The sequence below is a fragment of the Pseudomonas sp. GW531-T4 genome, from assembly GCF_017349615.1.
In the GTDB taxonomy this organism is placed as follows: domain Bacteria; phylum Pseudomonadota; class Gammaproteobacteria; order Pseudomonadales; family Pseudomonadaceae; genus Aquipseudomonas; species Aquipseudomonas chlororaphis_I.
The window spans coordinates 110446-129304 of record NZ_JACMZT010000016.1; the positions used below are offsets into that span (position 1 = coordinate 110446).

General features: G+C 66.1%; 14 protein-coding genes. 9 read left to right on the top strand and 5 right to left on the bottom strand.

All coding sequences use genetic code 11. The annotated features are described in order from the left end of the window. Positions 1–38: 38 nt before the first annotated feature. Positions 39–4943: an alpha-2-macroglobulin gene (locus J4D28_RS15285; protein WP_103331473.1), complete on the top strand. Its 4905-nt coding sequence runs from the start codon at positions 39–41 to the stop codon at positions 4941–4943. Positions 4944–5007: 64 nt separating this feature from the next. Here the strand turns inward: J4D28_RS15285 and J4D28_RS15290 are convergent, their stop codons facing one another. Continuing rightward, complete coding sequence (locus J4D28_RS15290; protein ID WP_007921634.1) at positions 5008–5301, bottom strand: hypothetical protein; 294 nt, start codon at positions 5299–5301, stop codon at positions 5008–5010. Between the two features lie 223 nt (positions 5302–5524). Between J4D28_RS15290 and pbpC the strand changes: the two genes are divergently transcribed. The 6 genes from pbpC (at position 5525) to J4D28_RS15320 (ending at position 12318) form a co-directional block, all read left to right on the top strand. Continuing rightward, positions 5525–7831, top strand: a complete 2307-nt coding sequence (gene pbpC / locus J4D28_RS15295) for a peptidoglycan glycosyltransferase PbpC (RefSeq protein WP_103331474.1) — start codon at positions 5525–5527, stop codon at positions 7829–7831. A 67-nt stretch (positions 7832–7898) separates the two neighbouring features. Beyond that, complete coding sequence (locus J4D28_RS15300; RefSeq protein ID WP_009041990.1) at positions 7899–8201, top strand: MazG-like family protein; 303 nt, start codon at positions 7899–7901, stop codon at positions 8199–8201. Beyond that, positions 8201–8950 (top strand): methyltransferase, encoded by a 750-nt coding sequence (locus J4D28_RS15305; protein ID WP_009046783.1) that lies wholly within the window; start codon positions 8201–8203, stop codon positions 8948–8950. Before J4D28_RS15300 ends, J4D28_RS15305 begins: the two co-directional genes overlap by 1 nt. A gap of 12 nt (positions 8951–8962) precedes the next feature. Beyond that, positions 8963–9574, top strand: coding sequence for a DUF4136 domain-containing protein (locus tag J4D28_RS15310; RefSeq protein WP_009046784.1), 612 nt, complete (start codon positions 8963–8965; stop codon positions 9572–9574). Between the two features lie 112 nt (positions 9575–9686). Further along, complete coding sequence (locus J4D28_RS15315) at positions 9687–10244, top strand: DUF4136 domain-containing protein (RefSeq protein WP_009046785.1); 558 nt, start codon at positions 9687–9689, stop codon at positions 10242–10244. Positions 10245–10377: 133 nt separating this feature from the next. Further along, the gene (locus J4D28_RS15320; protein ID WP_103331475.1) at positions 10378–12318 is read left to right on the top strand and encodes a TadG family pilus assembly protein; all 1941 of its coding nucleotides are present in this window, start codon (positions 10378–10380) and stop codon (positions 12316–12318) included. Here the strand turns inward: J4D28_RS15320 and J4D28_RS15325 are convergent. Beyond that, positions 12303–15071, bottom strand: coding sequence for an ATP-binding protein (locus tag J4D28_RS15325; protein WP_103331476.1), 2769 nt, complete (start codon positions 15069–15071; stop codon positions 12303–12305). The two genes, J4D28_RS15320 and J4D28_RS15325, sit on opposite strands and share 16 nt — an antisense overlap. Next, positions 15068–15514 (bottom strand): TadE/TadG family type IV pilus assembly protein, encoded by a 447-nt coding sequence (locus tag J4D28_RS15330; protein WP_009046788.1) that lies wholly within the window; start codon positions 15512–15514, stop codon positions 15068–15070. Before J4D28_RS15330 ends, J4D28_RS15325 begins: the two co-directional genes overlap by 4 nt. A 75-nt stretch (positions 15515–15589) precedes the next feature. Between J4D28_RS15330 and J4D28_RS15335 the strand changes: the two genes are divergently transcribed. Together J4D28_RS15335 and J4D28_RS15340 are read left to right on the top strand one after the other, a co-directional pair. Beyond that, a complete protein-coding gene (locus J4D28_RS15335; RefSeq protein ID WP_038630516.1) occupies positions 15590–16060 on the top strand; it encodes a prepilin peptidase in 471 nt (156 codons plus the stop codon). Positions 16061–16184: 124 nt separating this feature from the next. Then, on the top strand, positions 16185–16976 hold the full coding sequence (locus J4D28_RS15340; protein ID WP_103331481.1) for a response regulator transcription factor: 792 nt from the start codon (positions 16185–16187) through the stop codon (positions 16974–16976). A gap of 97 nt (positions 16977–17073) precedes the next feature. Here J4D28_RS15340 and J4D28_RS15345 read toward each other — a convergent pair whose 3' ends face one another. Continuing rightward, complete coding sequence (locus tag J4D28_RS15345; protein ID WP_009046791.1) at positions 17074–17961, bottom strand: type II secretion system F family protein; 888 nt, start codon at positions 17959–17961, stop codon at positions 17074–17076. Between the two features lies 1 nt (position 17962). Then, on the bottom strand, positions 17963–18847 hold the full coding sequence (locus J4D28_RS15350) for a type II secretion system F family protein (RefSeq protein ID WP_038630517.1): 885 nt from the start codon (positions 18845–18847) through the stop codon (positions 17963–17965). Between the last annotated feature and the right edge of the window lie 12 nt (positions 18848–18859).

An 18859-nucleotide genomic window follows, 5' to 3' on the forward strand; every position in this document is an offset into this window, starting at 1 on the left:
TAGTTCAACCCTTCGATACTCCTGCCTATGAGTGCCCCATGCTTAACAAAGGATTGTTCCTGGCCTGTGCGCTGGCCTTGCTGAGCGCTTGCGATTCCTCGACCTCCGACAAGGCGGCGACCACTTCGGCTCCGACAGCGGCGGTGCCCGCGGCCAAGGCTCGGCCCGTGCAGGATGTCGCTGTCCTCAAGCAACGCTACGCCGGTCGCGAGTTGAGCGTGGTGGACGTGTCCGAGGTGCAGCTCGACGGAGCCAGCACGCTGTCGGTGAGTTTCTCGGTGCCCCTGGACCCGCAGCAGAAGTTCGCCGACAAGCTGCATCTGGTGGACAGCAAGAGCGGCAAGGTCGACGGCGCCTGGGAGCTGTCGGACAACTTCATGGAACTGCGCCTGCGGCACCTGGAGCCGCAGCGCAAACTGGTGCTGACCGTCGACGCCGGGCTGCGCGGGGTGAACGACGCGACCCTGGCCGCCGAATACGTCAGCCGCCTGGAAACCCGCGACCTGCAGGCCACGGTCGGTTTCGCCAGCCGCGGCACCCTGTTGCCGACCCGTCTCGCCGAAGGCCTGCCGGTGATCGCGCTGAACGTCGACAAGGTCGATGTCGAATTCTTCCGCATCAAGCCTGAGTCGCTGCCGGTGTTCCTCGCCCAGTGGGGGCGCAATAACAGCCTGCACAGTTACGAGTCCCGCGAACTGCTGCCGATGGCCGACCTGGTGTATGGCGGCCGCTTCGACCTCAACCCGGCGCGCAATACCCGGGAAACCCTGCTGCTGCCGATCGCCGGGCTCAAGCCGCTGCAACAGCCGGGCGTGTACCTGGCGGTGATGCGCGCCTCGGGCACCTACAACTATTCGCAGCCGGCGACCCTGTTCACCCTCAGCGACATCGGCCTGTCGGTGCACCGTTACCAGAACCGCCTGGATGTCTTTACCCAGGCCCTGGAAGGCGGCAAGGCGCTGGACGGCGTCAGCCTGGAACTGCTGGACGGCGAAGGCCGCGTGCTCGGCCAGGGCAAGACCGAGAAGGGTGGCCATGCAGAGCTGCCGCTGCCGAAGAAAGCCGAAGTGCTGCTGGCCCACCAGGGCGAGCAGACCAGCCTGCTGCGCTTGAACGGCGCCGCCCTGGACCTGGCCGAATTCAATATCGGCGGCCCCCAGCCCCATCCGTTGCAGTTCTTCGTGTTCGGCCCCCGCGACCTGTATCGCCCCGGCGAAACCGTGCTGCTCAACGCGCTGCTGCGGGACAAGGATGGCAATGCGGTCAAGCCGCAGCCGGTAAGCGTCGAAGTGCGCCGGCCGGATGAGCAGGTCAGCCGCAAGTTCGTTTGGGGCGCCGATGCCTCGGGGCTTTATCAGTACCAGCTGCAACTGGCCGGCGAAGCGCCGACCGGGCGCTGGCAGCTGGTGTTCGACCTCGGCGACGGCAAGCCGCAGCTGTACGAATTTCTCGTGGAAGATTTCCTGCCTGAGCGCCTGGCGCTGGAACTCAAGGGCAGCGACACACCGCTCAAGCCGGACGAGACCGTCGAGATCGGCGTCAACGGTCGTTACCTGTATGGCGCTCCGGCCGCCGGCAATCGCCTGAGCGGCCAGCTTTACGTGCGGCCGCTGCGCGAGGCGGTCAAGGCCTTGCCGGGCTACCAGTTCGGCTCGATCACCGAAGAAGAGCTGAGCCAGGACCTGGAGATCGAGGAGTCGACGCTGGATGAAAACGGCGAAGAAGTGATCGCCCTGGAAAGCAAATGGGCCGGGGCCCGTTCGCCGCTGCAACTGATCGTCCAGGGCAGCCTGCAGGAATCGGGCGGTCGTCCGATCACCCGGCGGGTGGTGCTGCCGGTGTGGCCGGCGGACCGGTTGCCGGGGCTGCGGGCGCTGTTCGACGGCACGGAAACCGACGGCGATGGCCCGGTCGAATTCGAACTGCTGGTGGCCAACAACGAAGGCCAGAAGCTGGCCGCCGACAACCTCAAGGTGCGCCTGGTGCGCGAGCGCCGCGACTACTACTGGAACTACTCGGAAAGCGACGGCTGGAGTTATCACTTCAACGAGAAATTCCTCACCCAGGACGAACAGACCCTGAGCATCAAGGCTGGCGATACCGCGAAGGTCAGCTTCCCGGTGGAGTGGGGCCCTTATCGCGTCGAGGTCGAGGATCCGCAGACCGGGCTGGTCAGCAGCCTGCGTTTCTGGGCCGGCTACCGTTCCCAGGACAACGCCGAAGGCGGCGCGGTGCGCCCCGACCAGGTCAAGCTGGCGCTGGACAAACCGCTGTATGGCGACGGCGACACCGCCAACGTCACGGTGACCCCGCCGGCCGCCGGCAAGGGTTACCTGCTGGTGGAGTCCAGTGACGGCCCGTTGTGGTGGCAGGAAATCGACGTGCCGGCCGAGGGCAAGAGCTTCGCGGTCAAGCTCGATCCGAAGTGGGCGCGCCACGACCTGTACGTCAGCGCGCTGGTCATCCGCCCCGGCGAGCGCAAGGCCAACATCACCCCGAAACGCGCGGTAGGTGTATTGCACCTGCCGCTGGATCGCACCCAGCGCAAGCTCGGCCTGACCCTGACGGCACCGGAAAAAATGCGCCCCAAGCAGCCGCTCAAGGTGAAGATCCAGGCGAAGAACGCCGATGGCAGCGTGCCGAAAGAGGCTCATGTGCTGCTGGCGGCGGTGGACGTGGGCATCCTCAACATCACCGAATACCCGACCCCGGACCCGTACTCCAGCCTGTTCGGGCGCAAGGCCTATGGCGCCGACCAGTTGGATATCTACGGGCAGTTGATCGAAGCCGGCCAGGGCCGCCTGGCCAGCCTGGCCTTCGGTGGTGACGCGGCATTGGCCAAGGGCGGCAAGCGTCCGGACACCAGCGTCACCATCGTCGCCCTGCAAAGCGCGCCGGTGACCCTCAACGAGCAGGGTGAAGGCGAAGTCAGCGTCGACATTCCCGACTTCAACGGCGAAGTGCGCCTGATGGCCCAGGCCTGGACCGACGAGCGCTACGGCATGGCCGAAGGCAAGACGGTGGTTGCCGCGCCGCTGATCGCCGAACTGTCGGCGCCGCGTTTCCTCGCCGGCGGCGACCAGACTACCCTGGCGCTGGACCTGTCCAACCTGTCGGGCAAGGCGCAGAAACTCGATGTGCAACTGAGCGCCGAAGGCCAGCTGGCGCTGGTCAACGAAACCCATCAGAGCGTGCAACTGACCCAGGGCCAGCGCACCACGCTGCGTATCCCGGTGCGGGCGCTGGGCGGCTTCGGCCAGGGCAAGGTCAAGGTGCTGGTCAATGGCCTGGATCTTCCCGGCGAGAGCCTGCCGCCGTTCAGCCGCGAATGGACCCTGGGGGTGCGACCGGCCTATCCGGCGTTGCTCAGGCATTACCGCGCGGTGCTCAAGGATCAGCCGTGGAGCCTGCCGGAAGGCGAGCTGGCGGCGTTCGAACCGGCCGGGCGCGAAGCGCTGCTGAGCCTGTCGAGCCGGCCACCGCTGAACCTCGGCGAGCAGATCCGCGCACTCAAGGCCTACCCCTACGGCTGCCTGGAGCAGACCACCAGCGGCTTGTACCCGGCGCTGTACGCCGATGCCGTCAGCCTGAAACGCCTGGGCCTGGAAGGCGAGCCGGATGCCGAGCGCAAGCGCAAGATCGAGCTGGGCATCGAACGCCTGCTGGGCATGCAGCGCTACAACGGCAGCTTCGGCCTGTGGGGCGCGGACGGCGAAGAGGAATACTGGCTGACCGCCTACGTCACCGACTTCCTGCTGCGGGCCCGCGACCAGGGCTTCGCGGTGCCGGCCGAGGCGCTGAAGAAGGCCAACGAACGCCTGCTGCGTTACCTGCAGGAGCGCAACCTGATCGAGGTCAACTACAGCGAAAACGCCGAGCACACGCGCTTTGCCGTGCAGGCCTACGCCGGGCTGGTATTGGCGCGCAGTCAACAGGCGCCGCTGGGCGCGCTGCGCAGCCTGTTCGAACGGCGCACCGATGCCCGCTCCGGCCTGCCGCTGGTGCAACTGGCCATCGCCCTGCAGAAAATGGGCGACCAGCCACGGGCCGAGCAGGCCTTGACCGCCGGCCTTGCGGCCTCGCGCAACAGCAAGGATTGGCTGGCCGACTATGGCAGCCCGCTACGGGATCAGGCGCTGATCCTGGCGCTGCTGGAAGAGAACGACCTGGCCAAGGGCAAGCGCGAGGAGCGGCTGTTCGAGCTGTCCGACCAGCTGGCGGCCAGCCCGTACCTGTCGACCCAGGAGCGCAACTCGCTGTTCCTCGCCGGTCGTGGCCTGCTGGGCAAGCCGGAAGCCAGCTGGACCGCGCAACTGAGCAGTGGCGCCGAAAGCCGCGAGCTGAACAACGGCCAGCCGGGCCTGAAACTGCAAGGCGCATTGTTGGCGTCGCCGTTGTCGGTGCGCAATCAGGGCAGCGAACCGGTGTACCAGCAACTGACCATTTCCGGTTATCCACAGCATGCGCCGCTGGCCGGTGGCGAGAACCTGAGCATTCGTCGCGAATACCTGGGAATGAACGGCCAGCCGCTGGACCTGCGGGCCCTGGGCAGCGGCGACCTGGTGCTGGTGCACCTGGCGGTCAGCGCCAAGCAACGGGTACCGGATGCGCTGGTGGTGGACCTGCTGCCGGCCGGCCTGGAGCTGGAAAACCAGAACCTGGCGCAGAGCGCCGCCAGCCTGGAAAACGCCAGCAGCCAGGTCAAGGAATGGCGTGAGTCGATGCAGAACGCCAGCCTCAAGCACCAGGAGTTCCGCGATGACCGCTACGTGGCGGCGCTGAACCTGGACGGCTACGACAGCGTCACGCACCTGCTGTACCTGGCACGCGCGGTCACGCCCGGCACCTATCGTGTGCCGCCGCCGCAAGTGGAGTCGATGTACCGGCCGAACTGGCAGGCCGTGGGTGAAACCCTGCCGGAGATGGTGATCAAGGGGCGTTGAGAAGGGGATTGCGGCAAGCTCGCCCCGCCAGGCGCGAGCTTGCCGGCGATCAACTGTCGGGCGGTCAGTGCACCACCCAGCTCAGCAGCCACAGCCCCAGCAGCAGCCAGATGATGCCCATGACGATCGAGGCGCGCATGAAGGCGCGGACCGCCGAGTACAGCAGCATCAGCCCGACGATCAGGGTGATGATGCTGATGATCGAAGTGTCCATGCCCAGCGCCCGCGACAAGCCGTCGATAAAGTTGCCGCCGGCGTTCGTCAGGGCGTTGAACAGACCGCTGAGGCCATCGACGATAAACCGTATGACCGAGCCCAGCGCCTGGCCGAGCCATTCAAAGAAGCTTTCTACCTGCATGCGTGCATCCTGATGAAAAAGTTGGCGTGCTTGCCAGACCTGAGCCTTTGGCCATCAATCGCGCTGGCGAGTTCCGTTCCAAGCATAGAGGTTCGCGGGTTTGATTTTTCGATTAGTTGTATCGCGCCTGCGCAGTTTCTGGTGGCGAATATCCGGCCAGGCAAAGTCGCCCGGCTTGCCATCAGCGCAACCGGGCGGCCGCCGTGGCTGGCGAGTCCTGCGGATGGTGCTGGGCGGCCTGTTGCTGCTGTGGGCCGGGCTCTGGTTGGCCGACCGCATCTGGCCGCTGCCGCTGCCCAAGGATGACCTGGCGCGGGTGGTGCTGGCCGAGGATGGCACGCCACTGTGGCGCTTCGCCGATGCCAATGGGGTCTGGCGTTATCCGGTGCGCACCGACGAAGTCTCGCCCTATTACCTGGACGCGCTGCTGACCTACGAAGACCGCTGGTTCTACAGCCATCCCGGGGTCAACCCGATGGCGCTGGTGCGCGCTGCCTGGCAGAACCTCACCGGCGGGCGGGTGTTGTCCGGCGGCAGCACCCTGTCGATGCAGGTGGCGCGCTTGCTCGATCCGCACTCGCGAACCTGGCACGGCAAGCTGCGCCAGCTGTGGCGCACCGCGCAGCTGGAATGGCACCTGAGCAAGCAGCAGATCCTCGCGCTCTACCTCAACCGCGCGCCGTTCGGCGGCACCCTGCAAGGGGTGGCCGCGGCCAGCTGGGCTTACCTGGGCAAGTCGCCGCAGCACCTGACCCACGCCGAAGCCGCGCTGCTGGCGGTGCTGCCCCAGGCGCCGAGCCGGCTGCGCCCGGACCGGCATGCCGCGCGGGCACAGGCGGCCCGGGACAAGGTGCTGCAGCGCCTGGCGCAGTTCCAGGTCTGGCCGCAGTCGGCGGTGGACGAAGCCTTGCAGGAACCCCTGTTGCTGGCGCCGCGGCTGGAGCCGAGCCTGGCGCCCTTGCTGGCGCGGCGGCTGAACCGTCCGGACAGCCCGCCACTGATCCGCACCACCCTGGACGCCAACCTGCAACGGCGCCTGGAAGACCTGCTATTGGGCTGGCGCGCGCGCCTGCCGGAACACACCTCGGCGGCGATCCTGGTGGTCGAGGCGCAGAGCATGGCCGTGCGCGCCTACCTGGGTTCGGTGGATATCAACGATGCGCGGCGTTTCGGCCATGTGGACATGATCAGCGCCATGCGCTCGCCGGGTTCGACCCTCAAGCCCTTCCTCTATGGCATGGCGCTGGATGCCGGGTTGATCCATTCCGAATCGCTGCTGCAGGACGTGCCCCGGCGTTATGGCGACTACCGGCCGGGCAACTTTTCCATGGGCTTCAGCGGCGCGGTGTCGGCCAGCACCGCCCTGGCCACTTCGTTGAACCTGCCGGCGGTGCAACTGCTGGAAGCCTACGGACCGAAACGGTTTGCCGCCGAGATGCGCATCGGTGGCATGCCCCTGACCTTGCCGGCGCTGGCGGAACCGAACCTGGCGCTGATTCTCGGCGGCGCCGGCAGCCGCCTGGAGGACCTGGTCAGCGGCTACAGCGCCTTCGCCCGTGGCGGCAAGAGCGCCAGCCTCCGCCTGCAACCGGACGATGAGTTGCGCGAGCGGCCCTTGTTGTCCCCCGGTTCGGCGTGGATCGTGCGGCGCATTCTCAGCGGTCAGGCGCGCCCGGACCGCGATCCGCGGGCCGAGTTGGTGCAGCGCCCGGTGCTGGCCTGGAAGACCGGTACCAGCTACGGCTTTCGCGACGCCTGGGCGATCGGCGTCGGGCCGCGCTACCTGATCGGCATCTGGATCGGCCGCCCGGACGGCACCCCGGTGCCGGGCCAGTTCGGCCTGGCCTCGGCGGCGCCCTTGATGCTGCAAGTGCACGATGTGCTGATCAACCGCGACAGCCAGCGCGGTATCAGCGCGCCGGTGCAGCCGGTGCCGATGAATGTCGGTGTGGCGGCGATCTGTTGGCCGCTGGGCCAGCCCATGAGCCGCAGCGATCCGAACTGCCGCCGCCAGCGTTTCGCTTGGACCCTGGACGGCACCACGCCGCCGACCTTGCAGGCGGCGGATCAACCCTTGGGTGTCGGCCTGCTGGAAAAAGTCTGGGTCAATGCCAAGGGCCTGCGGGTCGACGCCAAGTGCCCGGGGGCGCAGGCGCGGGATATCGCGCTGTGGCCGGCGCCGCTGGAGCCCTGGCTGCCGCGCATCGAACGGCGTGAAGCGCGCCTGCCGGCCAATGACCCGGAGTGCCCGGGGCCGGCGCTGGCGGCAGCGGCGCCTTTGTCCATCGTCGGCGTGCGCGAGGGCGATCGGTTGCGTCGCCCGGCGGCCAGCCAGGAACTGCTGCGGCTCAAGCTGTCGGCCCTGGGCGGCAGCGGCCGGCGCTGGTGGTTCGTCAACGGCGAGCCGCTGGGCGAGAGTGCCAACCAGGACAGTATCAACGCCAGCTTCGAACGCTTGGGGCCTTATCAACTGAGCGTGCTGGACGAAGGCGGGCAGACGGCGCGGGTCGAGTTCAGCGTTATCGATTGAGAGGGGCGGTACGGGCCTTGCCTTCACTCGCCATCCCCCCGAAGCTATACGCCTTCAGGAGACCCCGATGAACCTAGACGAACTGACCCAACGCCTGCACGCCATTCGCGACCGCAATGACTGGCGGCAATTTCACAGCCCGAAGAACCTCGCCATGGCCGCCAGCGTGGAGATGGCCGAGCTGGTGGAAATCTTCCAGTGGCTGAGCGAAGACCAGTCGCGGCAACTGCCGGCGGACAAGCTGGCCCACGCCGGCCAGGAAGTCGGTGACATCGTGCTGTACCTGTTGCTGCTGTGCAGCGAGCTGGGCCTGGACCTGGAGCAGGTGGTGCGCAGCAAGCTGGCCGACAGCGAACGGCGGTTCAGTTGATGAGCGACCGTCATTTCGACCAGCTGGCGACCCGTTTCGCCCAAAAGATCTACGGCGGCGCCAAGGGCGCGATCCGCCTGGCGGTGCTCCAGGCGGACCTGGCCGAAGCCTTGCCGGACCGGCCGCTGCGGGTGCTGGATATCGGCGCCGGGCTGGGGCACATGTCGTTGTGGCTGGCCCAGCGTGGCCATCAGGTGACCCTGGCCGAGCCGGCCGAACCGATGCTCGAAGGCGCCCGCCAGCGCTTCGCCGAGGCCGGCCAGCAGGCGACCTTTATCCAGGCGCCCTGGCAGGACCTGCTGGGCCAGCTCACCGAACCCTACGACCTGGTGCTGTGCCATGCGGTGCTGGAATGGCTGGCCGAGCCCCACGCGATCCTGCCGGTGCTGCATCAACTGACCACTCAGGACGGCTGGCTGTCGCTGGCCTTCTACAACCGCGATGCGCTGATCTATCGCAACCTGCTCAAGGGCCACTTTCGCAAGATGCGCAAGAACGACATGGCCGGCGAGAAGCAGAGCCTGACCCCGCAACAGCCCCTCGATCCACGGGAGCTGGCGGCGCAACTCGACGGCTTGTGGCAGGTCGAAACCCAGAGCGGGGTACGTGTTTTCCACGACTACATGCCGGTGGAATTCCAGGCCCGCGCCGAGTTGCTGGATCTGTTGGAAATGGAGTTGGCCTATCGTCGTCACCCAAGCTTTGCCGGGCTTGGGCGTTACCTGCACTGGATTTGCCGTCCTGTCTGAGCGGAGCCCGAAATGAAACGCCACGCTGGTTTGCTTGTGATGTCCCTGGGGCTGGCGGCCTGCCAGAGCCCCAATCCCTATGTCGCCAGTTCCAATCCGTTGCCGCCGGCGCCCCCGCAGGCGGCCGGCACCTTCGACCGCAGCGCCTATCCGGCGCCCCAGCGCGACTATGGCCGCTATCGCAGTTGGGCCTGGCGCGACGGGCGCCTGCCCAACGGCTCGGCCTGGGCCGATTCGGCGCAGGTCGCCGAGGCGGTCAGCAACGCCCTCGACCAGCGCGGCCTGCGCCCGCTGCACGACAACCGCCCGGCGGACCTGTGGGTCAGCGCCGACCTGCACCTGGAAAAGCGCCTGCGCCAGGTGCAGGACGACTACGGCTACGGTTACGGAGGTTATGGCTACAACCGCTACGGCCCCGGCTACGGCATGTACAACACAGTGCCGGTGGTGCGTACCTACGAGGTGGAAGTCGTGGTGGTGCGGGTCAACCTGTTCGACGGCGGCAGTGGCCAGCCGGTGTGGAGCGCCAGCGCGGAAACCTCGAGCCAGGGCAGCCTGAGCGAGCGCGCCGATGCGTTGCGCGAGGCTGTGGAAAAGGCCATGGCGGCGTATCCTCCTAGTTAGGCTCCGTACGAAGCTGCGCGATGGGCTGGGTTGAAAACAGGCTTCGCTCGCCAACTTTCGTACAGACCTAGCGACATCCCTTCAGGTGCATTTGCTCTTCTGGAGACACATCATGTTCCGCCCTCTTGCTTCACTGGCCCTGGCCGCGCTGCTCAGCGCCTGCGCCGCCAACCAGGTCAACCATGACTTCGACGCCAGTCGCGACTTCGCTGCCTATCGCAGCTGGAGCTTCAAGGAACCCGCCCTGCAATACCGCCCCGACGATCCGCGGATCAAGAGCGACCTGACCGAACAGCGCATCCGCCAGGCGGTCAGCGACCAACTGGACCAGCGCGGCCTGCGTCCGGCCGCGGCGGGTAAAAAGGCTGATCTCAACGTTCAGACTTACCTGATCGTCGAGAACCGCCAGCAGCAGGTCACCACCAATTACGGCGGCGGCTGGGGTGGCCCGTGGAACGGCTACTGGGGCGCGCCGATGTACAACGAAACCCGCAACATCACCTACAAGGTCGCCACCATCCAGATCGACCTGCTCGATGGCAAGGACGGCAAGCTGGTGTGGCGCGGCAGCGACGAGCAGATACTCAGCAGCACGCCGAACCCCGCCGATCGCAGCACGGCGATCAGGGAGACCGTCGGCCGGATCCTGGCGAACTATCCGCCCAGGTAAGTTGCGGCATTCCACCGCGGCCACTTCCCAAACACAGCGCTGGCAGGTCGCCAGCGTTGTGTTGCAGCCTTGACTACACTCCTTTCACCCAGCGGAGGTTGCGCCCGGCGGTGCGCCGGCAAAGGAGTGCTTCATGTTTCCCCGCACGCAGTTTTCCGGACCGGCTCGGCAGCGTGGCGCTATTGGTCTGATAGGGGCGTTGGCGTTGGGCACGGCGGTGTTGTGCACGCTGGTGGTGGTCGACAGCGGGCGCCTGTACCTGGATCAGCGCGAGTTGCAGCGAGTGGCCGATAACGCCGCCTTGGAGGCGGTGGCGAGGGGTGGCAATTGCCAGGCCGGACTCAGCGCGGCGGCATTCGCCAGAGAAAGCGCGACGCGCAACGGCTTTGCGGTGGGAGACGACAGGCCGCTGACAGCCACTTGTGGATCGCTGCAGACCGGTGCCGACAACCTGCGCACCTTCAGCCCCAATGCCAGCCAGGCCAGCGCCATCCGGGTGGTGGTCAGTGAGAGGGTGCCCACCAGCATTGCCCTCGGCGTAACCAATCTGTTTTCCGACAATCCCGTTAGCGCCACGACTTCATTGAGTGCCACGGCGGTGGCGGCTCAGCCCAAGCCGCCGCTGGCGCAATTGACGATTCGCAGCACGCTGGTCGATCTCAACCTGTTGAACGGGGCCCTCGGTGGCCTGGCGGGTAGCGCGATCAATGTCAGCCTGCTCGGTTGGCAAGGCCTGGTCGATACCGACATCAGCCTGCTGAGTTACCTGAATCAGCTGGCCATCGACCTGAATGTGAGCGCCGGAAACTACAGTGAGCTGCTCGACGTCGATACCGACATTACCCAACTGCTCCAGACCGCCATCAGCGTGGCCCAGAGAAATGACGCCACCCTCGAGGTGCTGACAGCCCTGGGCAGCATCAAGGCCGCTGCGATCAATACGGTTCCGGTGAAGCTGGGTGACCTGTTGAAGTTGCAGACCGGCACCGCGGACGCCGGGCTGGATGCCAACGTCCAGCTGCTGAGCCTGGTCGAGGCGTTCCTGCAACTGGCCAGCAGCCAGAGCGCCGCGGCCGTCGAGCTGCCGGTGAGTGTGTTGGGGCTGGCGGGCGTCACCACCCGGGTCAAGATCGTGTCACCCCCCGAGTTCGCGATCGGCAACCCGGAACTGGCCGCCGCCGACCCGCTGGGGCCCAATCGCATCTATGTGCGTACCGCTCAGGTGCGTGCATTGCTGACGGTGGATCTCTCGCTGATCAACAGCGTGCTGCAGGCGGTGAATGCTGTGCTGGCGCCGTTGGTGGGTACGCTCAATACAGCTCTCAGCCTCAATCTCAGCTGTGTGCTCGGCGTCTCCTGCGTAAAGACCGACCTGCTGATCCTGCCGGACGGCGCGAACCTGGATATCAGCCTTGAAGTGGCGGCTGGCGACAGTCATGTCACTGGCTATACCTGCGCCAGCGACAGCGACAACAGTCTTTCCGTCGACACCACCACCTCCGCGGTCAAGCTCAAGGTCGGTCGGGTGGACGCCAGCAACTGGGCGTCTTCGACCACTCAGGTCAGCGTGAGTCCGTTGCCGCTGGTGGATATCGGCGCGAGGACCTGCCAGGGGCTGTCTGGTCCTTGCGGGGCACGTACCCCGTTTGCCGGCGGCGGCAGCGAGTTGATGATCGATGTGCCGGGTGCTGACACGTGGATCGCCGGCACCCACGAGCCGAATTTCACCTTCGTCAATCCACCGAAAATGAAGCAGGAGCTGGCGGACGACGATTGGCACAGCGTGACCGCATCCAATGTGGTCAGCAGCCTGCGCGCGTCGCTGACCGGCATCTCGCTGATTCAGCATCCACCCACCATCGGCAGCCTGCTCGGGGTGGTGCTCAATACTCTGTTGTCGGCGTTGAACGGTGTGGTCGGCCTGCTGGCCACGGCGATCGGCGCCTTGCTCGGCCCGTTGCTGGACCCGCTGCTGAACAATGTCCTGGCGGTATTGGGCATCGATCTGGGCCGGGTCGACGTGGGCGCCAACCTCACCTGCGGCCAGGCCGGCCGGGCTTACCTGGTGCTCTGATCGCTCTGTACCAGCGGCAGTTCGATGCAGAAACAGGCGCCTTCGCCGGTGTTGCTGACGCTCAGGCGTCCGCTCATGTTCTCGACTATGCCGTAGCTCACCGAGAGCCCGAGCCCGGTGCCCACGCCGACCGGCTTGGTGGTAAAGAAGGGCTCGAAGATGCGCCCCAGCAGGCGTGGGTCGATGCCGCCGGCATTGTCTTCGACCAGCAGCCGCACCCGCTGCGGGTCATGCTCGGCGCGTATCGCGATCCAGGGCCGCCAGTCCGGATCCTGCTCGCGCCGGTCGAGCAGTGCGTCCCGGGCATTGACCAGCAGGTTGATCAAGACTTGCTCAAGCTGATCGACGTGGCCGCGGACTTGCACCTTGAGGTCGATTGGTGCGATACGCAATTCCACGCCCTTGCCGCGCATGCCGTCGGCCAGCAGCGACAGGCAGCCTTCCACGGCCTGGGCCGGGTCGAAAGGTTGCTGTTCGATTTCCGAGCTGCGGCCAAACACCCGCATATGGTCCACCACCCGGCCGGCCCGCTGGACCTGGGCATCGATGCGCTTGAGCTTGTCCTGCAGGTAGTCGAGTTGCACGTCGCCGTTGTTCAGGCGCTTGAGCACGTTGACGATGGCCATGCGCATGACATTCAGCGGCTGGTTGATTTCATGGGCCAGCCCGGTGGCCATTTCACCCAGGGTGGCCATCTTCGCGCTTTGCATCAGTTGCAGCTGGGAGCGACGGACTTCGGTATTGTCGCGGCCGACGGCCTGGATCTCCCGCAGGCGCCCTTGCGCGTCGAATACCCCGCGGTCGGACCAGACCCACCAGGCGTGTTCACGCCCCGGCAGTTGCAGGTTGATTTCCGCGGTGCTGACCGGAAATTCCGGGGTCAGCTGGCGGATGCGTTGCACGAAGGCGGCGTGTTGTTCGGCGGACAGCCAGTCGCCCAGGTTGGCCCCGGCCAGTTGTTCGGGCGGGCATTCCAGGTAGGTCGCCAGGGGCCGGTTGCCGAAGGTCAGGGTCAGGTCGGGCAGGTAGCGGCAGATCATCGCCGGGGAGTCTTCCACCAGGATCCGATAGCGCTCCTCGCTGAGTCGGATCTGCTCGGCGGCCAGGGTGGCGTCGGTGACGTCCAGCCACAGGCCGACGGCCTCGACCGGCATGCCCAGGTCGTCGCGCAGCAGCCTGGCCTCGTCGAGCACCCAGTGGTATTCGCCATGGCTGTCGAGCAGGCGGTAGCGGCTGCGCACCGCGCCTTCGCGCAGCAGTTGCCGGTTGCGTTCGAAGTAACGGTCGCGGTCGTCGGCATGCACCCGTTCCGCCAGGGCGCCGTCTTTGCAGTCGCTCAGGCTCCAGCCGAGCAGCGGTTGCAGGCTGTCGCTGAAAAACGTCGGCTGCAGCGCGCCCTCGACATAGCGCTGGACATAGATCACCGCCGGCGAATGGGCGATCAGGTTGTCCAGCCGGGCGTGGGCCGCAGCTGCCTGTTGTTCCTGATTCTTGATGTCGCTGATGTCCAGCATGAAACCGACAAAACGCTGGTTCTGGCCAATGCCCAGGGCCTGCCCCTGCAGGCGGTACCAGATGGCCGGCAACTGCGGGTCGGCCCGCTGCAAGCGTACGCAGAGCAGCAGGGGTTTACCCTGTCGTAACTCCTGCAGGCGGCTGCTCAGCTCCTGGCGATCGGCGGGGTGGATCAGGGCCAGCCAAGCCTGCAGCGACAGGCGCCGGGTCTGGGGTTCCAGCAGCAGGTTGAGGGCCAGCTGCGGCGCCAGCTGGATCTCGTTGTTTTGCGGGAACAGCTCCCACCACCCGGTGCCGAGCAAACCTTGCAGGGCCTCCAGGCGCTCCAGCTGGTGATGGTGCTGTTGTTCGCGCAAGCGTCCGAGCAGGGGCCCGGCCAGGGCGGCGCTCAATTGCAGCCAGTCCCGTTCGCTCAATTGCGGTGCCAGCTGGCGCGCCGGGTAGAAGCCGCAGAGCAGCCAGGCCGCGACGCCATGATCGTCGCGAAAGGGCACGACAAAGCCCTCGCTGTTGCCGAACGCACGTTGCAGGCGCGGATGGTCGCCGAGGCCTTGAGTGAAGGTCAGCGACTGCGGGGCATTGCCGTTCAGGCTGTCCAGCCCGGTACCCAGGACCTGGCCCTTGTGCCACAGCTGCGGTGCCTCGGCGGCCTGATACAGGCCATGGATGTACCAACCCTGTTCCTGGTCGTCGAGCAGCGCCAGGGCGAGGCAGGGGATATGCCAGTGCTGGGCCAGGGCATGGAGTTGCTCATGCAGCACCTCGGGCAGGCGGAAGAGGCTGCACAGGCGCAGTTGCTCGCTGATCTGCGCGGCGAACTGCTGGCAGTCCTGGCGCTGCTGCGCCTGCTGGCGTTCCAGCAGCAGGTCGCCGATATCCAGCAGGTGCAGGAACCAGCCTTGGGTGGACGGTTGCACCCAGCCGCGCAGGTGCAGGGTTTGCTCGCCAGCCCCCTGAAAGTCCAGGTCGAGCACGTGCCCCTGCCAGTCGCCAGGGCTGCCTTCGACACTCAGCGCGCTGTGCGCCAGCAGGTAATCCAGCAGCGGCGCCGGTCCCTCGGCGGCCGGTGGCTGGGCCAGGGCGTGGCGCAGCGGGCCGGTCATTTGCAGCACCTGGGCGTTGTGGTCCAGATGCACCAGCAGGCCGACCCCGGGCGTGGCCAGGGGTGGCGCGGGAGGAAGCGCCTGGGGCGTGGTCCGGCCGAGAAAGCGCCCGAGGAGTTTGTCGCCCGAGCTCAAAATTGCAGACTCGACTGAGCGCTGAGGTTCGCCGGCAGGGCGGGCACGCTGCCCATGCCCGGCAGCACCAGGAAGGGGATGACCTGCCTGAGCTTGTCGGTGGAGTAGTGGACCCGCACCGTGAGCAGGCCGCCCGCGTAAGTCACGGTGGCATCGCTGGCGCTGTTGGCGTCGAAGTCGAAGGCCTCCGGAATCCAGGTCAGTTGCTCGCGCAAGGTGGTCTTCGCGCGTGCTATCAGGGCGGCGTCATAACCGGGCATGGTCGGGTCCAGGGCGACGCTGCGCCGCACCGCTTCGGCAGTCGCCTTGTTGAAGGACTGCACCATCAACAGCGGCACGCTGTAGCTGACCAGGCCATAAAACACGGCGAAAAAGATGATGAAGACCATGGCGAACTCGATGGCCACGGCACCTTTTTGTTTTCCCGGCAGGTTCACTTTCACGGCGGCGTCTACCCTGACTGCTAGTGGGTCATGTCAGCATAGGATCATTCAGCCAGAAGGGATGTTTTTTAACCGATGCAGAACTGGATTCTCTTGGCTTGGCTGGGGCTGTGCGCGGTGCAGGATATCCGCCAGCGTCATCTCGCCAACGGCTTGACCCTGGGGGTCGCGCTGCTGGCGCTGGGTTACTTGCTGTGGGCCGGCAACACCTGGCTGGGCGCCGATGCGGTGGACGGGGGCAAGGCGCTGTTGCTGGCGTTGCTGCTGACCGTGCCGGGCTATGTGCTGGGTCGGATGGGCGGCGGTGACGTGAAGCTCCTGGCGGCCCTGGGGCTGGCGTCCGACCCCTTGCACCTGCTGGGTACCTTCATCGGTGCCGCGCTGGCCAGCGGCCTGTGGTGGCTGCTCGCGCCCAGGCTGTTGCCCGCTGCCGACCAACCACTGGCAAGGTCGTTGCGCCACCTCGATCCGCGGCAGGGGCAAAAGTACGCCTTTGCCCCTTTTGTCCTTGTCGGCATGGCCCTGACCCTGCTGTGGATCCGCTAGTCGTCGTGCGGCCTATCTCTATGTACATAGTCGGAAAGTAGTCTACGTTTATCCTGTACCTGCCCGAAGTGGACGCGGCAGGGCAGGAACATTCGTCTTGGGCTTGCCAGGCATGGAGTTGCGCGTGAACAAGCTTATATCCGGCATCAAAGTACTCGTGGTCGACGACCAGTCGCTGATAGTCGAAGAACTTTGCGAGTTTCTTGAAGGCAGCGGTTATCGCTGTGTCCCTTGTGAGTCCAGCCGTCAGGCGATCCAGCAGTTCAATGAAGATGCTGAAATCGGCCTGGTGCTGTGCGACCTGCACATGCCCGATCTCGATGGCATCCAGCTGGTGCAGGAACTGCAGCGTATCGCCGGCAAGCATCGGGTCTTCGAAGCCATCATGCTCACCGGCCAGGCCGACAAGCAGGATGTGATCAAGGCCTTGCGCGCCGGTATCGCCGATTACTACCAGAAACCCATCGACCTCGATGAACTGCTGGCCGGCCTGCAGCGCCAGGAAGCGACCTTGCAGGAGCGGCAGAAAAACCTGCAGCTGGGGCATCTGAACCAGAAGCTGCAGTTCCTTTCCGAATCCATCGACGACCTTTACCAGGACCTGGACAAAGTGCGTCGCACGCCACTCGCGCCACCGACGACGCAGGCGTCGGACCAGGGCGGCGGCGAGGTGGAGCAGGTCGAAATCCCGGCGATCTTCAGCCAGCTGTCGCCCCGGCAGCTGGATGTGGCTCGCCTGGTGGGCAAGGGGCAGACCAACTACCAGATCGCCTGTGAACTGGGGATCACGGAAAACACTGTGAAGCTCTATGTGTCCCAGGTGCTGCGCCTGACCCATATGCACAACCGCACCCAACTGGCATTGGCGCTGGCACCCAGCAACTCGGGGTTGCGCCAGCGCGTGACCGCGCACTGATCCCTCCCGACGCGCAGCAAACCCCGGCAGCCCCGAGGGTTTGCTGCATCCTGCAGGCCGGCTTTGCCATTCGCTGTGAGCCGCGGCTTCCTTCTATCTATTGGGCGAAAGCCCGGGCAATGGCGCTGACGCCAGGTCCGGCCAGGACGATCAGTAGCGCCGGGAAGAGAAACAGCATCATCACCACGGACATTTTCGCCGACATCGTTGAGATGTATTCCTGCAGGCGCGTCAGGCGCCGGTCATCGAGCAGCAGCTTGAGCGACTGCAACGACTTCATCGCCCCACCGCCCTGGTGGATCAGTTGTTGAAGGATCACGCAGGTGTCGGTGAACTCATCGACGGCCAGCAGCCGCGCGGACTTGTTCAGTTCTTCCCCCAGTTCCAGGCCGGAATCCACCCGGGCCAGCACCAGGCGCAATTCCTGGGTCAGGGCCGGCAGCAGTTTCTGCGCGTCCTTGCTCAACACCCGCAGGGCCTGTTCCACCGCCATGCCCGATTCGAACAGGATGCGCAGCAGGGGAATGAAGGTGGAGATATCGACCGCCAGTTGTTTCTGCCGCCTGCTGGCGGCCATGGCCAATAGACGCTTGGGCAACAGGTAGCCGAGGCTCAGGGCGAACACCGGGGCGACCCAGTGGTTTTTCGCCGCCGGGAAAAACACCCCCTGGATCACCAGGGTCAGGCCCAGGGCGAGAATCGGTACGCCGATCTGGCAGGCGGCGAACAGCGAGCGTTGCCGCGCGCTGCGCCAGCCCAGGCGGTTGAGCAGCAACTGGGTTTCGTTGTCGAGCCTGACCGCATGCTGGCCGATCTTGCTGTCGCCCAGCACATGCAGCCAGTTGCCGAGTGGGTTGTCGCGCGCCAGGTGTCCCAGCAGGCGTTCGGTCACCTGGCGCGTGCGCCGGCGCTGCTCCAGCCAGCTGCTCAGCATCAGCAGCATGGCGGCGAGAAACAGCAGCGCACTGATCAGCAAGGCCGTCATGTCAAACACTCCGCAGCATGCGCCAGAGCAGCGCGCAACCGACGACCTGCAACCCGAAGGCGGCCAGCAGCATCATCTGGCCGCCACTCTGGTTCCACATGCTCATCAGGTAGGTCGGGTTGGCTATCAGGAAATAGCCGGCCAGTGACACCGGCAGGGCCGCGAGGACCATCGCCGTGATACGGGTTTCGCCGGTCATGGCGCGCAGTTGCCGGGCGGCCTGGTCGCGCTCGCGGATCAGCTTGATCAGGTTTTCCAGCAGCTCGCTGGCATTGCCGCCATAGCGGTGGTTGACCTTGAGCCCGAGGGCGAACAGGCGCAGTTCATCGCGCTCGTACAGTTCGGCGAAGTCGGCCACCGCATCCGGCAGGTTGACCCCCAGCAACACGTTGCGCTGGACCCGGCCCATGGCGTGCTGCAACGGATTGTCGGCGGCCGCGATGCCGCCCAGCACCGCGTCGGCCAGGGTGCGTCCCGACTTGAGGCTGCGCACGGCATGGTCGAGCAATGGCGGCAGTTGTTCGATCATGCGCTTGAGGCGCCGCCGGTACAGCCAGCTGATGTACAGGCGCAGCAACAGGGGAGGCGCGACGAGCAGGGCGAGCAACCCCGGCCACTTGCCCAGCCCATACCCGAGCATGCAGCCCGCGGCCCAGACCGCCAGCCATAGCCCCAGGCGCTCGGTGGGACGACCGAGGCCGGCGCGCAGAAAGGCCCTTTCAAGCCGGTTCCAGGAGGTCTTTTCCACGCTCGGTTGCGGTTGCCCCTGGGCCAGGCGGTCGAGCACCCGGGCGGTGCGGGCTTGGCGCAGGCCGCTGTAGAACATCCAGCCCGACAGCCCCAGCAGGGTCAGGCACAGGAGGGCAAGCAGCACGGGACCCAGCATGCGGTGGCGCTC

Bases quoted from the DNA above. Each gene is read 5' to 3' on its own strand.
- J4D28_RS15285 (WP_103331473.1), top strand. From the start codon at position 39: ATGCTTAACAAAGGATTGTTCCTGGCCTGTGCGCTGGCCTTGCTGAGC.
- J4D28_RS15290 (WP_007921634.1), bottom strand. From the start codon at position 5,301: ATGCAGGTAGAAAGCTTCTTTGAATGGCTCGGCCAGGCGCTGGGCTCG.
- pbpC (WP_103331474.1), top strand. From the start codon at position 5,525: ATGGTGCTGGGCGGCCTGTTGCTGCTGTGGGCCGGGCTCTGGTTGGCC.
- J4D28_RS15300 (WP_009041990.1), top strand. From the start codon at position 7,899: ATGAACCTAGACGAACTGACCCAACGCCTGCACGCCATTCGCGACCGC.
- J4D28_RS15305 (WP_009046783.1), top strand. From the start codon at position 8,201: ATGAGCGACCGTCATTTCGACCAGCTGGCGACCCGTTTCGCCCAAAAG.
- J4D28_RS15310 (WP_009046784.1), top strand. From the start codon at position 8,963: ATGAAACGCCACGCTGGTTTGCTTGTGATGTCCCTGGGGCTGGCGGCC.
- J4D28_RS15315 (WP_009046785.1), top strand. From the start codon at position 9,687: ATGTTCCGCCCTCTTGCTTCACTGGCCCTGGCCGCGCTGCTCAGCGCC.
- J4D28_RS15320 (WP_103331475.1), top strand. From the start codon at position 10,378: ATGTTTCCCCGCACGCAGTTTTCCGGACCGGCTCGGCAGCGTGGCGCT.
- J4D28_RS15335 (WP_038630516.1), top strand. From the start codon at position 15,590: ATGCAGAACTGGATTCTCTTGGCTTGGCTGGGGCTGTGCGCGGTGCAG.
- J4D28_RS15345 (WP_009046791.1), bottom strand. From the start codon at position 17,961: ATGACGGCCTTGCTGATCAGTGCGCTGCTGTTTCTCGCCGCCATGCTG.
- J4D28_RS15350 (WP_038630517.1), bottom strand. From the start codon at position 18,847: ATGCTGGGTCCCGTGCTGCTTGCCCTCCTGTGCCTGACCCTGCTGGGG.